We start from the raw sequence: 15,487 nt of genomic DNA on the forward strand, positions 1-15,487 counted from the left end.
AATCTCATGCAAACAGAATTTATATTACCTGACATAGGCGAAGGCATTGTTGAATGCGAGTTATTGGAATGGCTGGTAAAAGAAGGCGACACTATCGTTGAAGACCAGCCCGTTGCGGAAGTGATGACTGACAAGGCGACAGTTCAAATACCAGCCATGCATGCTGGTGTTGTCGTTAAACTTCATTATAAGGAAGGCGACATAGCCAAGGTCCATGCCCCTCTATTTGCTATGTCAGTAGATTCTTCAGATACAGCAACCACAACTGAAGAAACGTCATCCAAACCGCACGAGGTTCAACAAGAAGACAAAAACGAGGAAGTAACCTCAAGCGCTGGCCATGAAGACTTCCTATTACCGGATATCGGTGAAGGTATTGTTGAATGTGAAATCGTCAAATGGCATGTCGCACAGGGTGACAAGGTTGAAGAAGATCAACCTGTCGTAGAGGTGATGACCGACAAAGCCGTGGTTGAAATTCCGGCCAAACACGCCGGCATGATAGTTAAGCTTTATCATCAGGAAGGTGAAATTGCGAAAGTCCATGCCCCTTTGTTTGCCATTTCTGGGGGCCAGGATGAGGGAGCTAATCCAGCAGCAAAGCCATCTCAAGATTCGCAAGGTACTGCTCGCACTCCAGCATCTGGCAATGCATTCACTGATGGTGCATTTGAACCGCCGGTGGCTATTCCCGGAAAAGTATTGGCGAGTCCAGCAGTAAGACGCTTGGCGAGAGAACAACAGATTGATCTGAGTACCATTGAGGGAAGCGGTAAAAAAGGGCGTATTCTGAAAGTCGATGTTTTAAGCCAGAGTCACTCAATTGATCAACAGCCTCGTACTGAGCGCGACAACTCTTCGGTTTCAGACTCTGAGACTAAAGGAGCCACCAGAACGGAAAAGGTTAGGGGTATTCAGGCTGCAATGGCCAAACAAATGGCGGCGTCAGTCTATACCATCCCTCATTTCTCTGTCAGTGACGAACTGGATATGGATGGCTTGATCGCGCTGCGCAAAAAGCTAAAACCTGAATTTGAAAAACAGGGTGTGAAACTGAGTTTCTTACCGTTTTTTATCAAGGCCATGTCGTTAGCACTGAAAGAGTTTCCAATTATTAACGCACAGCTCAATGATGATGCTACCGAATTGACGTATTTTGACGATCATAATATTGGTGTGGCAGTGGATTCTAAAGTAGGGCTGTTAGTTCCCAATATCAAGCAGGTGCAGAATTTGTCTTTGTTGGGTGTTGCAAAAGCGTTGCAATCTCTTATCGAACTAGGCAGAGAAGGTCGGTTGGGCGGTGAAGCTCTTAAAGGCGGAACGATTAGCATATCCAATATTGGCGCACTTGGTGGCATAACTGCCACGCCAGTGATCAACAAACCTGAAGCGGCCATTGTCGCCTTAGGTAAAACCCAGCAGTTACCTCGATTTGATGCTGAAGGGAATGTGTATGCCGCTAATATTATGACAGTAAACTGGTCTGGTGATCACAGAATAATCGATGGTGCGACTATGGTGAAATTTAATAACACCTGGTGTGACTATTTGCGTGATCCAAGCTCAATGCTTATGCATCTTGTATAATTGCGCTCATTGCACTGGCGCTGATTTGGGATTAAAGTCAGCGCCACCCCCTAAACTAGGCGTATGCAATGCTGAGCTACCAACATTATTTTCACGCGGGAAACCATGCTGATGTACTTAAGCATCTGTGTTGGTACTTAACGATTGATTATCTCAATAAAAAAGATAAACCTTACACGCTTATCGACACACATGCAGGAGAGGGCGTTTATCCTGCCAATGATACTCGTAATACAGAGAGGCTGACCGGTATTGCCAAATTGGCTAGCAGCGATACCAATTCGGCATTGCTTAATGACTATTTGGCCTTAGTCTCGAAATATTCAGACGCGCAACAATTTCCAGGCTCTCCCGCTATTGCCCACGCACTTATGCGCACAACAGATAAGCTGCATGTAATCGAAAGGCACCCGTCAGCCTATAAAGCCTTGCAGTATTGGGCAAAATCATTGAAAACAGATTCGATTCATTGTCATAACAGAGATGCTTTTGAAGGAGTAGTGGGCTTGTGCCCGCCGAAGGTCAAGCGCGGCGCCATTATTATTGATCCCCCCTATGAACAAGTAGATGAGTACACGTGGGTGGCAAATGCCGTATCACACATCATTAGACGGTGGCCTCAAGCTCACCTGTTAATTTGGTATCCATTACTGGGTGCTCGTGCTGCTGCAAAAGCAAAGGCCTGCAACACCATGACCGAAAGGCTTATTCACATAGCTCAAGGTAACCAGCTTGAATGGTGTAATAGTGAGCTGTGTTATACTTCGTCAGCCAATGAACAAGGCATGTACGGATCTGGTGTGCTTTGCCTGAATCCTTCCTGGGTGTATGCAGATACAATGAGAAACACACTCCCAAACGTGGTTGATTACCTTGGTTCTGGTGCCACTTGGTCAGTAACTGAGTGACAGGCATGACTACAGCAAAACCTTCTGGATTAAAGCATTTTTATATTCCTGAAGAGCAATCCGTATATTTGCTCTCTCATGCTGATGCAAAAAAATTAAAAGACTGGGTGTCACTGTGTATTTCACAGCTAGAGCAACTCGGCTACAGCAACATTACGATGATAGGAAAGGGCGCTTTTGGCTTTGTCTTTGGTGGTATTGATCGAGAAAACCATGAACTGGTGTTTAAGTTTTCCAGAATTACTTTGCCTCAGCATGTACAGGACAGACTGGAAGAAGAGGCGTTTATGCTCGGTCAGGTGAGGCATACATTGGTTCCCGCCTTAGTAGAGTTTCAGCAAATTAGACGCCAAGCCATACTGGTTATGCAAAGAGCGAAAGGTGAAGATTTAGAACAGGTATCACTAAAAAAAGGCCCTTTGCCCGCAGCCATCATTTGTAAAATAGCAGTACAAATGGGCGAAATTTTACTCGCGCTTCGTTATACAGGGGACGAAGGCTCCGAAAAAATCATCGTTCATGGCGATATAAAACCTTCCAATTTGGTTTGGGACGAAGACAATCAACAGGTTGCTTTGATTGACTGGGGCTCGTCTGTACATGCCCAGCTGGACGCCCAGGGGCAGTACACAGCAAATAACGTAATGGATTTGATGTCGGGCGAGTTGCAGCAAACGAATGCCAGGCTCGGTGATGTATACTTTATTGGTGATGACCAGCTAAATGGCCATCTTTCTTCACCACGCTTTGATGAGCAAGGGCTGGCTAGCACCTTATATGCACTTGCGTCCGGCCAATCCAGCCGATTCGGAAGAAAAGTGATCACACCGTTATCACTGGGGCTGCCCAAAATGTTGGCCGACATTCTTAATGCCATGCTCAGTGATGACAGAAAAGAGCGAGAGCTTGGTGGCGATTACTTTTTTAAACATCTTCGCGTACTGAAAAATATCGTATTCGCAGAGAGTAAAAACACATCTTCTCCTGTTAGTCCTTTGCTGCCCACCTGGGTAGCCAACGAGCATAAAGAAATTGAGTCTGTGGTCTACAGTTCACGAAAATCATTCTTACGCGAGGAGGATGAAAGTATCAGTGAGCAAATTAAATATCTAAACGATGCGCAATTTGATCGCTACTACAAAAATTATTTGCAAGGTATGGGAGAAACTGAGAAAGGCTTTATTGCCGCAGTGAGCCGTTTGGGTAACTATCCTGTTGTAGGTGGTATGGCTATTCGCTGGGAGGTGGATGGGATTTATGTTGATTCGAGTCTGCAAATTTATGATCAGGCCCTAAAACCTGCTTTTGATCATGCAATAAATAATGTCGTTACCCTAGCAAGAGCTATTCACAGAAAAGGTATTTTTAAATGTTGCTTGTTTAACGCTAAAGACACCTTGCATTTTGAACGTGAAGAGGCACATACACCCTTTTATCCGAATGATGATACCCATATTCCTTATGACGTTAGCTCGGTCTCATTACCTGTTGACCCCAATAAAAATATTGAGCGAATGCACAGCTATTTTGAAGATGGTGAAGACCCGGATGAACTGCTTTCACTTCCCAAGGAAATCATTGCTATTATTGCTCAACTCAATCATATTCATCATACAGGCTGTATAATTTTTGAAGCACTACCAACCCATTTAAAGCTTCACAACTACTACCGTCTGCTCGACCATGCTAAGAAGCAAGATTTTGAGATGTTGTTAGACAAGCTGGTAGCATTAATTCCCAAGATACAAGGCGAGGGTATCTCCGGATTTATGAAGTTGCCCTACAAGGACACTCGTTATTTCTCTCATTTGGCTGAACAGCCTGAAAGATATTATCCTCGTGATCCCCGGCAAAGAAAAACAAATCAAAGGTAAAAAAACAGTGACAAATAACACTGATATCAAACTGGCAACATTGTTTGATCTGGAAATGATAGAAAAAGGACTCTATCGAGGCGAAAGCTGGGATTTAGGGTTTCGTGCTTTATTTGGTGGGCAGGTGCTCGCTCAATCTTTAACAGCGGCAAGTAGAACGGTAGATAACGCTCGCTTTTGTAATAGCTTTCACAGTTACTTTTTATTGCCTGGTGATGCGTCTAAACCCGTCGTTTACGATGTTGAAAATGTACGAGATGGAAGAAGCTTTTCAACACGACGTGTAAAAGCTATACAAAACGGCAAAAATATATTTTATATGACAGCATCGTTTCAAACTGTTGAAAATGGGTTGGTGCATCAATATGCAAATATGCCAGAGGTTCCTGCCCCTCATGACTTAGTCTCTGACATAACGCATTATGAAAAAAACAAACACAAGTTGTCTGCAAAAATGCAAGAAGTTCTGGCGTATCATAAACCTATCGACTTTCGTTCAGTCAAGGCTGTTGAAGGTGATGTACAGCAGGAACAAGCGCCCGTCAGGCATATATGGCTAAAGGCCAATGAGAAACTGGGGCAGGACATTGCACTTAACCAGGCTGCATTGGCTTATGCGTCAGATTATCATTTTTTAACTACTGCACTTATGCCACATGGCATTCATCCTAGTGATAAAGAGTTGGCGATCGCAACGATTGATCACGCTATGTGGTTTCATCGCCCGATCCAATTTGATGAATGGCTATTGTATGTGATTGACGCGCCGTCAACAGGAAATGCCAGAGGATTCGTTAGAGGTGAATTTTTTGACCGCGAGGGCAACCTTGTCGCTTCTGCAGCACAGGAAGGCCTGTTGCGTTTGCGGAAAAATAAAAATTAGATACGCACAATAAAAAATGCCCAGAACCAAAGGTTCCGGGCCTAGGGGAATGGCCCATTGCTGAGCCGTGCGCTAACTTTTGCAAGGGAGAAGTTCAAGCAAATTCATAAACGGATCCTTATGATAGAACATTTACGTTCACTTTATAAACAATTTTTTTATTTTTTTGTTGTCGCGAGCAAAAAGTGTTAAAAAACGATTAACAATTAGTCAATTATGGAAAAGTGGAGATCAGCTTATCCACTGCTAATAACGCGCTTTTCCACAGCTTATTACCATGATTCTGTGAATATTTGATTCATCGAGTATTCAGTTTAATGAATGTATAAACTCAATGCAGTTCACAGATAACAACGCAGGTTCTATGAAAAAACATATCACATCCGTACTATTCACTTTTGCGCTTTTTACCGCTTCTATTAGTTTACCGGCTTTTGCAGATGACAGTAATATCCGGACCATCACGGTATCCGGCTCTGCTGACAGACAAACCGTTCCTGATGCTTTTGAATTAAGTGTAATACTTGAAGAGAAAGGTCCCGTTGTCAGTAAATTGAATAAGTCACTGCAGGCTAGGCTCACCGCTATCGTGTCTTTTTTAACGGCCCAGGGAATTGATGAAAAGGCTATTCAATCACTACAAATAAACCTTTTTCCTCATTATGAGTCTTCGCCACAAGGGCGTCGGCAAAACGGTGTCGTACTCAGCCGAGAGGTGCGCATTACAGGCCTTGATATTAGTAAATATGACCTAATCCTTGATGGATTGCTGAGCAGGGGCATCGACCGCATTAATCAGTTTGCTTTTTTTAGTACCCAGCGTGATGCATTAAAGACTCAGGCTTTACAATCCGCCGTTTCTAACGCTCGTGATAAAGCAGAAATGCTTGCCGAGCAGCTCAATCAGGATATCGTAGGTGTTTACAGTGTCGTTGAGCAAGGTGCTTCTGCGCCACATAACTTTGCTGCAATGCGCATGATGGCGGCTGAATCAAAGAGTGGTACTATGCCAGGCACAATGAAGGTAACCGCACAGGTTCAGGTTTCATTTTTATTGGCCCCCAGAATAAATAATTGATGGAGTTTTATTTTTGGATAAACACAGTTTTTATGAGCAATTAAACGCTCAAGCTTTTAGCTTGATAGAAGGTGAAAGCGATCTTATCGCCAATATGGCTAATATTAGCGCACTTTTATTCAATCAGATGGACGATGTGAATTGGGCTGGCTTTTACCTTTATAAAGAGGAACAGCTGGTATTGGGGCCTTTTCAAGGGCAGCCAGCATGCATTCGCATTCCCATGGGTAAGGGGGTATGTGGTACAGCCGCTCAAACGCGAATAACGCAAAGAATTGATGATGTTCATGTATTCGAAGGGCATATTGCCTGTGACGCCGCGTCTAATTCTGAAATCGTTATTCCTGTAGTCAAAAATGATAAATTGATTGGGGTGCTGGATATCGATAGCCCAGTTTTTGCGCGATTTGACGAAATTGACGAAAAGGGACTCAGTGATGTGGTTGCAAATTTGGTAACGCGAATACTATGAACCCATTTATTGATGTCCATACTGTCCTTGCGACGCCCGAAGACCTAGACGATTGGCATGATGATCCGTTTGAAGCAACTGAAAAACTTAACGTTATGCTTCATCATCTTGCTGATGGTTGTGTAGAGGATGAGGGGAGTAAACGGTTCGATAGCTTATGCCAAATAATATGGGAGCATTGGCATAAAGACCCTCATTTGGCGGATATAGACGAATCAGATTTAACGGATTGGGTTGACCAGCAGCTTGCATCTTGGGATGATGCCGAATCAGACAATCTAATAACTACCGACGACGTGCCGGAATAAATGGAATCGACAGAAAAATTTACAAGTAGCAAAGAAGTGATTGCTTTTCTTTGCGAATCATTCCCCGAGTGTTTCTCTTTGCAGGGAGACGCAAAACCATTAAAAATTGGAATCTTTCAAGACTTGGCAGAAAAGCTGACTGATGAACCTAGAGTAAGTAAAACATTACTTCGTTCTTCACTGAGGCACTATACTAATAGCTGGCGCTATCTTCACTCTGTGAAAGAAGGGGCATTCCGCGTTGACCTTGAAGGTAAACAAGGTGAGGCAATTGAAAAGGAACACGCCGAACATGCTGCGCAACAGTTAAAAGAAAGCAAAGCTAAAGTGGCTGAGAAAAAACAGGCTGAACAAAAGCTAAAAGGCGATGACGAAAAGCCTAAACGCAATAAGGGAAAATCTTTCAAGGGAACCAAAAGAGCAGATAAACACTCGAAGAAAGTCGTACCAGCTAAACTTTCAGAAAGTGATCTTCAAACAGGGACGAACGTTACTGTTAAGTTGGGTAAAGTTCCCATGCATGCTGTTATTACTGAGGTGGCCAAAGAAGGCGTACACGTGCAGTTAGACAGTGGCATGACAATGAAGGTTGATGCCAATACCTTAAGGTTGGCGCCAACGAAGAGGTAGTCTTATGAAAAAATTTCTTTGTACATCTATAGCCAGTGCGGTTTTTGCCTTAGGCGCAATTGCAGGTCCATCGACAGAAAGCGTTGATACACTGCCCATTTTGCAACAAGAGTCTCAGCATGCAGCTGCCGCTAAGCGCGTTTCAGCGCTTTTCACACGGGCACATTACAAAGAAATTATGCTGGACGATACTTTGTCGGAAAAGGTGTTTGAGCGCTTTTTAAAGTCTTTAGACAGCAACAAATACCTTTTTTTGGCATCTGATATCGAACAATTCGAGTCCTATCGCCAATATTTCGATGAAGCCTTGATAAAAGGCAATTTAGACATTGCCTATGAGATATTCAATAAAAGCCAGTCATTACGTGTCGAACGGTTTGAATTTGCGCTGACATTATTGGACTCTCCGTTCGATTTTACCCGTGAAGGCGACAAGTTTTATTATGACCGCTCAGAGGCTGACTGGCCTAAGACAGCACAGGAACGGGATGAATTATGGCGTCAGCGCATCAAGTATGACGCGCTGAACTTAAAGCTTGCTGATAAAAGTCAGGAAGAAATCAAAGAGCTTCTTACAAAGCGCTATAACCGTGCAATCAAGCGCATCAAACAAACCAAAAGTGAAGATGTTTTTCAAACAGTTATGAATGCGTTTGCCCGGAGTATAGAGGCGCACACCAGTTATTTGTCTCCGCGCAATGCAGAGCGTTTTCAGATGGAAATGAATCTGGAGTTTGAGGGAATTGGTGCTGTTTTACAAATTGAAGATGACTACACGGTTATCCAAAGCATCGTGCCAGGTGGTCCCGCAGACAAATCAGATGCGTTGAAGCCTGAAGACAAGATTATTGGTGTGGCTCAAGAAGACGAAGAGTTTATCGACGTAATCGGTTGGCGTTTAGACGAGGTTGTTGAACTCATCAAGGGGCCCAAGGGCAGTACGGTTCGGTTGCAGGTTCAAAAAGGCTCGTCAAGCACAAAAACCATTGCCGTTGTCGATTTGCAAAGAGATAAAATAAAACTGGAAGATCGTGCTGCCAGTGCCGAAGTCTACGTCCCCGAGACGGGTCCGAATGCAGGCGAAAAACTGGGTGTTATCAGCATACCGAGTTTCTATAATAACCTTCATGCAGACGTGAAAAAGGAATTAACCAAGCTCAAAGAAGAGGGCGTCAAAGGCATGATTGTTGACCTCAGGGGGAATGGCGGAGGTTCATTAACAGAAGCAACCTTGTTAACTGGACTTTTTATTGACAAAGGTCCTGTGGTTCAAGTTCGCTACGGAAACCGCATCAGCGTTAACAGGGATACTGACGGTCTTGTTCACTATGACGGCCCACTTACAGTGCTTGTTGACAGGTACAGTGCTTCTGCGTCTGAAATATTTGCGGCAGCCCTGCAGGATTATAACCGAGCATTGATTATCGGTGAGCAGACATTCGGCAAAGGAACGGTTCAACAGCACCGTGGTTTAGGTCGCATTTATGACTTATATGAGAACCCCCTAGGCAGTGTGCAGTTCACTATTGCTAAGTTTTATCGCATTAATGGCGGCAGCACCCAGCACAAAGGGGTAGTGCCAGACATCAAGTTGCCTTCCGCTATCGACCCGGACGAGTGGGGTGAAAGCCAGGAAGAAAACGCGTTGCCTTGGGACAAAATTGAAAGGGCAAACTACACCACTTTTGGTGAGACTACCTCTACGCTAGACGTTCTTGCTGCGAAGCACCAAGCACGAACGATGAAAGATCCTGAGTTTGGGTACATCTTCCAAGATATAGCCAGATACAATGAAGAAAAAGACAAAAAGTTTGTTTCTTTGGTCGAAGCAGAGCGACTAGAAGAGCAAGATAGAAACGAAAAAGAGCGCTTGCAACGAGCGAATGAAAGACTTGCCCGCATGGGTAAAGAACCTGTTGAAAACTTGGATGATCTACCTGATGAATTAAGTGAGATAGACCCTTTTTTAGCAGAGGCAGCTAACATAACCTACGATTTAGTTGAGACTGGAAAATACGCGTTTAGCCGGAGCTAAACGCGTCTTTATTATAAAAACAATAAAAATAAGGAACACATCGCATGGCGGTCAGAGGCGAGTTCTCTTCCCGTATAGGGTTTATTCTTGCAGCGGCGGGATCAGCCGTTGGTCTAGGTAATATTTGGGGTTTCCCTACGCAAGTAGCCAGCAATGGTGGCGCAGCATTCGTATTTGTGTATGTGCTGCTCGCCTTTGTATTGGCCTATCCCGTATTAATGGCTGAACTGATTATTGGACGTTCCCAGCGCGCCAACATGGTGGACGCACTAGGCAATATTTCACATAAGAAGTGGGGTCGATGGGTTGGTATTTGGGGTGGTGTCACAGTTGCACTTATTTTGGCTTTTTATGCCATTGTAGGCGGCTGGATGATCGCCTATCTTACCGATTCAGTTTTCAGTGTGGTCCAGTTCACTTCTGGGTCTGAGTGGGTGCTGGGCTTTGCGCCGGAGAGAAATATCCTGTTTTGTTTGCTTTTCATGGCATTGACTGCGGGTATTGTTACTGGTGGCATTCAATCAGGCATTGAAAAGTGGTCGGTCCGTTTAATGCCTACGTTAATTTTTCTCATCATTGGGCTGATTGTGTATGTTAGCTTACAACCCGGTGCTGTAGACGGATGGAAAGCTTATTTAGTACCTGACTTTTCAAGGATTGCCGATCCTGATTTGCTGGTCAGTGCAATGGGGCAGGCTTTTTTCTCTATGTCATTGGGTGTTGGCACTATGCTGGTGTACGGCTCTTACATGGCCAAACACGAAAACTTGCCGACGGTAGGGGTATCAGTAGCCTTAGTTGATATTGGCGTAGCAGTTATCGCAGGTATGTTAATTATTCCTGCTATGTATGTTGCGCTGGCCAATGGCGTAACCATATTTACCGAGCAAGGTGCACTTATTGAAGGGGACCAATTGATTTTCAACGTATTACCCGCTTTATTCGATACGATAGAAGGAGTAGGTGTGTATGTTGGTTTGGTATTTTTTGCCTTAATGGTGATTGCAGCGCTTACATCGTCTATTTCAATGCTTGAAGTACCCGTTGCTTTTTTGGTGGAAAGTAAAGGTGTTGCCAGAACTAAGGCCGTTTGGATTATGGCCAGCATTATTTTTGCGCTAAGCGTAATAATAATCTTTAATTTTGAATCTCTGTTTGGTTTGGTGATCGCCCTTACCACAAAATACAGTCAGCCGTTGCTTGGTCTCGTGCTTTGTGTGTTTGCGGGTTGGATATGGAACAGACATGCCATTCTGTCAGAATTGCGCTCTGGAAACGAACAGGCTGAGCACGGTCTGTTTTGGAAAATTTGGCCTTGGTACGTTAAATTTGTGTGCCCTGTCGTCATTCTTTTCATGTTCATTCGTTCACTAACATAAGGGGTTTTCCGTGAATAAATCTCCGTCGCTGCTTGACGCGTTAATCCCTATTGTTTTGCTCATCGTGATGATGGGCAGCGCTGTTTATTTTTTTGGTGATAGCTCATCCTATGGTCCTAACCAGGTCGCTTTACTCATCGCAATGGGTATTACTGCTATCATAGCGATAAAAAATGGTTATACCTGGTCAGAGATTGAACAGATAATCGTAAAAGGCATATCGATGTCACTTGGTGCCTGTTTAATCCTCTTGGCAGTAGGTTCGTTAATAGGTACCTGGATGCTGGCGGGTACGGTCCCAACACTTATCTATTACGGGCTTGAGCTATTAAACCCAAGTTATTTTTATGCAGCGACTTGCCTGATCTGTGCAATAGTTGCATTGAGTATAGGAAGCTCTTGGACAACCGCAGCTACTGTAGGTGTTGCGCTTATGGGGATTGCGACAGGGATGGATTTATCTCCCGCAATTACAGCCGGTGCAGTGATCTCAGGTGCATACTTTGGTGACAAAGTTTCCCCTTTATCCGAAACAACCAATCTAGCGCCAGCCGTTGCTGGTACAGATTTGTTTGAACATATTAAATATATGTTGTGGACCACCATACCCAGTTTTGTCATAGCGTTGATTTTATTTCTTGTTTTGGGACTGAGCGAAGACATAACGCAGTCTTCTGACCGCATTGCAGACATGCAGTCTTTACTTAGTAGCTCGTTTTCTCTGGGTCTCCATCTACTTGTACCTTTATTTGTGCTATTAGCACTAGCCATTAAAAAAATGCCTGCTTTTCCAGCTGTCTTTATCGGCGCATTGTTGGGCGGTTTGTGGGCGGTGTTATTTCAGTCTGACGTTGTGATGTCTATGGGCAGTGAGGGCGTACACAGCGCTATAACAGCGTTGACAGTTGTGTGGACCGCGATGTTTGACGGTGTATCATTTTCTACCCCAGATGAAAACCTGAATAGCTTGCTGAGCCGTGGCGGTATGTCTTCAATGCTCAATACAATCTGGCTCATTATATGCGCGATGGCGTTTGGTGCAGTGCTTGAAGGAACCGGGCTGTTAAAACGTGTGGTTAATGCGGTACTAAAAGGTGCCCATAGTGCAGGGGCCATGGTAAGCCGAACTATTTTCACGTGTATCGGTACTAACTTGATCACCGCTGATCAGTATATGGCTATTGTGATGCCGGGAAGAATGTACAAAGAAGAATTTGAAATGCGTGGGTTGGACCAGCTCAATCTGTCGAGAAGTCTGGAGGATGGCGGAACGTTAACTTCGCCTCTTATCCCTTGGAATACGTGTGGTGCCTACATGCATGGCGTGTTAATGGTGCACCCATTACAGTATTTATTCTATGCATTTTTTAACGTAATTAACCCAATATTAGCCATCATATATGCCTATGTGGGTATAAAAATTCTGAGAATTACACCGCCAAAACTGAAAACGGTATGAAAGTAAAACGAAGACTCGATTACACGCCCCCTCCATTTACTATCTCCAGTGTGGAGCTGAACATCAAGCTCCACCCAACACACACGCGTGTTGAGTCAACGCTAACGGTAAGTCGCCAGGGTGTTCACAATGAACCCTTGTGGTTAGATGGTGAAGGGTTAAACCTTGTCTCTGTGAAAGTTGACGATAGCGATATCACGGCGCAGGTGCAGGTTAGTGAGACGGGGATGAGCGTACCTTGTACGCAAGATACTTTTAAATTGCACATTGTTAATCACATTTCCCCATCAACCAATAAAGCGCTGGAGGGCCTTTATCAGGCCGGGAATGCATACTGTACGCAGTGTGAAGCAGAAGGCTTTAGGCGTATTACTTATTTTACCGATCGCCCTGATGTGTTGGCGGTATATACGGTTACGCTCAGCGCGCCTGAGGAAGGTTATCCGTTTTTGTTGGCAAACGGCAATAAAGTGAATGAGCGCACGGAAAATGGGGAAAGGATAGCCACATGGCACGACCCATTCCCTAAACCGAGTTATTTGTTCGCAATAGTCGCCGGTGATTTTGATGTGGTTGAAGACAACTACGTAACCGCATCTGGCAGGGACGTAAAATTGGCGGTATACGTTGACAAGGGCTATGCGTCCAGAGCGACTTTCGCACTGCAGGCACTACAGCGCGCCATGCGCTGGGATGAAGAAAATTACGGCCGCGAATATGACCTTGATGTATATATGATAGTGGCGGTCGACTTTTTCAATATGGGTGCCATGGAGAACAAAGGATTAAATGTTTTCAATAGCAAATACATTCTTGCCGATAACGCCACGGCAACAGATAAAGATTTTTTCAACGTTGAAGCGGTTGTGGCACATGAATACTTTCATAACTGGACAGGAAACCGAGTAACGTGTCGTGATTGGTTCCAGTTGAGTCTCAAAGAAGGTTTAACAGTATTTCGCGATCAGCAGTTTAGTGCCGATATGAGCTCACCGCTTAGCACGCGTCTGAGTCAAATCAATATTATGCGCGAACATCAGTTTGCCGAAGATGCCAGTGCTATGAGTCACCCAATAAGGCCTGACGAAGTGATAGAAATGAACAATTTCTACACTGTGACTGTCTATGACAAAGGCGCTGAAGTGATTCGCATGCTACATGCCATCCTTGGAAAAGAGCGGTTCCGGCAAGGCATGGACACGTATTTTGAACGGCATGATGGCAAGGCTGTGACTTGTGACGATTTTGTTGATGCCATGCAAAGTGCGACTACCACCGACCTTAGCCATTTCAGACGCTGGTATTCACAGTCTGGAACACCTGTCCTTTCAGTTGGTAAAGTCGTTAATTCTGAGAGCGGGGAAGTTACCATTTCTCTTAGCCAACACACTAAGCCGACGGCTGGTCAACCGGACAAGCATCCTTTAACACTCCCCCTGAGGATAGCCTGCTACACATCAACGGGTAAGGTTTTAGCCCTTTCAAAGGCGAGTGAAGGTATCAAGGTTCTCAGTGATGATCTCATTATGTTTGAGTCAGAATGTGCTGAATTGACGTTTAATAGCCATGACATCAATCCACCGACGGAACCTGTTGTATTCACCGCGTTAGGTGATTTTAGTGCGCCGGTTAAAGTGGAACAGTCTTTTTCAGTATCTGAGCGCTCAATTGTTGCCATGGCAGATCCCGATCCTTTTAATCGCTGGGACGCATTACAAAGCTTGTATAATGAAGGGGTTCTGCGTTGCCAGGCTGGGGAATCAGCCAACTTAAATGACTTATTTTCGGTGGTAAAAGAAGTCATTACACTGCATTCCCATGATGCACATTTATTAGCGGAACTACTCTCTGTTCCGTCCGTCGAGTCGCTGATACAGCAACAGGACGATGTCGATCCAATCAAGCTTAGTCAGGCCCGAGCTGAGTTTTGTCGTTGTCTAGCTATCTCACTGAACGCTGAATTAACAGCTATGCTTCAGGCTCCAAGTGCCAGTACCTACGCCTATGAGCAAGAGCAAGTGGGTGAACGAAAACTGCGACATGCATTACTGATGCTGCTGTCGTATTTACCTGATACAAACGCATTTATTGAAAAGCTGTATCAGGTGTCTGATAACATGACGGATACGCTAACAGCGTTAAATGCAGCGCAACGCTGTAATAGCCAAACCTTTATTGCATTAATGCACGACTTTGAACAAAAGTGGCATGGCGATAGCTTGGTATTGGATAAGTGGTTTGGTTTGCATGCAACCCAGCCTAGCCGGGATATTTTGTCTACGCTGACACTACTTAAACAGCACCCTAAATTCGCCGATGACAATCCGAATAGAGTGCGCGCACTAATTGGCAGCTTTGCTTTCTACAATACTGAGGGCTTTCACGCGAAAGACGGTTCTGGCTACAAATACGTCACCGATTACTTAATGGAATTGGATAAGGTTAATCCCCAGGTAGCCGCCCGCATTGTTACACCACTTATTCAATGGCAAAAGTTTGATCAGGCACACCAGCAATTAATGAAAACGCAATTAAGTCGATTGCTCAATGAGCCTGGCTTAAGTAAAGACTTATTTGAAAAGGTGAGTAAGAGCTTAGCGTATGAGCAAGCCTCGTAATCACTTTTATTTTTTTAGTCTTAATGTCCCTTATCAAAAGTGTCAGGCGCTCTATGATGGGGGCTTGCCCCATGCCATTCTAACATCAGATAGCGGACAGCGCGTGCAGATACCGGTTGTGCGCCTGAAACAATGCATTAACAGTAACGGATTAAAAGGCCGCTACAGATTAACAGTGGATGAAAACCATAAGTTCATAGAATTCGTAAGAGTAACAACGTGATATGTTCGTGAATCAACTGGTACGATTTGT

General features: G+C 44.4%; 13 protein-coding genes. All 13 read left to right on the plus strand.

Annotated features, from left to right (window positions below; genetic code table 11):
• Window positions 1–6 precede the first annotated feature (6 nt).
• Window positions 7–1,590, plus strand: a complete 1,584-nt coding sequence (locus tag DRW07_RS07285) for a dihydrolipoyllysine-residue acetyltransferase (RefSeq protein WP_124027228.1) — start codon at window positions 7–9, stop codon at window positions 1,588–1,590.
• 68 nt (window positions 1,591–1,658) lie between these two features.
• Window positions 1,659–2,498 carry a 23S rRNA (adenine(2030)-N(6))-methyltransferase RlmJ gene (gene rlmJ, locus DRW07_RS07290; protein ID WP_124027229.1) on the plus strand — a complete coding sequence of 280 codons (840 nt, stop codon included), beginning with the start codon at window positions 1,659–1,661 and terminating at the stop codon, window positions 2,496–2,498.
• 5 nt (window positions 2,499–2,503) lie between these two features.
• Window positions 2,504–4,372 (plus strand): protein kinase domain-containing protein, encoded by a 1,869-nt coding sequence (locus DRW07_RS07295; protein ID WP_124027230.1) that lies wholly within the window; start codon window positions 2,504–2,506, stop codon window positions 4,370–4,372.
• A 55-nt stretch (window positions 4,373–4,427) separates the two neighbouring features.
• Window positions 4,428–5,255 (plus strand): acyl-CoA thioesterase, encoded by an 828-nt coding sequence (locus DRW07_RS07300; RefSeq protein WP_124027571.1) that lies wholly within the window; start codon window positions 4,428–4,430, stop codon window positions 5,253–5,255.
• A gap of 364 nt (window positions 5,256–5,619) precedes the next feature.
• Complete coding sequence (locus DRW07_RS07305) at window positions 5,620–6,333, plus strand: SIMPL domain-containing protein (protein ID WP_165870442.1); 714 nt, start codon at window positions 5,620–5,622, stop codon at window positions 6,331–6,333.
• 13 nt (window positions 6,334–6,346) lie between these two features.
• A complete protein-coding gene (locus tag DRW07_RS07310; RefSeq protein WP_240630533.1) occupies window positions 6,347–6,805 on the plus strand; it encodes a GAF domain-containing protein in 459 nt (152 codons plus the stop codon).
• Complete coding sequence (locus tag DRW07_RS07315) at window positions 6,802–7,113, plus strand: hypothetical protein (protein ID WP_124027232.1); 312 nt, start codon at window positions 6,802–6,804, stop codon at window positions 7,111–7,113. Before DRW07_RS07310 ends, DRW07_RS07315 begins: the two co-directional genes overlap by 4 nt.
• A complete protein-coding gene (gene proQ, locus DRW07_RS07320) occupies window positions 7,114–7,743 on the plus strand; it encodes an RNA chaperone ProQ (protein WP_124027233.1) in 630 nt (209 codons plus the stop codon).
• A 4-nt stretch (window positions 7,744–7,747) separates the two neighbouring features.
• A complete protein-coding gene (prc, locus tag DRW07_RS07325) occupies window positions 7,748–9,778 on the plus strand; it encodes a carboxy terminal-processing peptidase (protein ID WP_124027234.1) in 2,031 nt (676 codons plus the stop codon).
• 44 nt (window positions 9,779–9,822) lie between these two features.
• A complete protein-coding gene (locus DRW07_RS07330; RefSeq protein ID WP_124027235.1) occupies window positions 9,823–11,157 on the plus strand; it encodes a sodium-dependent transporter in 1,335 nt (444 codons plus the stop codon).
• A gap of 10 nt (window positions 11,158–11,167) precedes the next feature.
• Window positions 11,168–12,616, plus strand: coding sequence for a Na+/H+ antiporter NhaC (gene nhaC / locus DRW07_RS07335; protein WP_124027236.1), 1,449 nt, complete (start codon window positions 11,168–11,170; stop codon window positions 12,614–12,616).
• Window positions 12,613–15,234, plus strand: a complete 2,622-nt coding sequence (pepN, locus tag DRW07_RS07340) for an aminopeptidase N (RefSeq protein WP_124027237.1) — start codon at window positions 12,613–12,615, stop codon at window positions 15,232–15,234. Before nhaC ends, pepN begins: the two co-directional genes overlap by 4 nt.
• Window positions 15,218–15,457, plus strand: a complete 240-nt coding sequence (locus tag DRW07_RS07345; RefSeq protein ID WP_124027238.1) for a DUF2835 family protein — start codon at window positions 15,218–15,220, stop codon at window positions 15,455–15,457. The genes pepN and DRW07_RS07345 overlap by 17 nt, the downstream gene beginning before the upstream one ends.
• Window positions 15,458–15,487 lie beyond the last annotated feature (30 nt).

It is taken from the genome of Paralteromonas sediminis (assembly GCF_003820355.1).
Classification (GTDB): domain Bacteria; phylum Pseudomonadota; class Gammaproteobacteria; order Enterobacterales; family Alteromonadaceae; genus Alteromonas_F; species Alteromonas_F sediminis.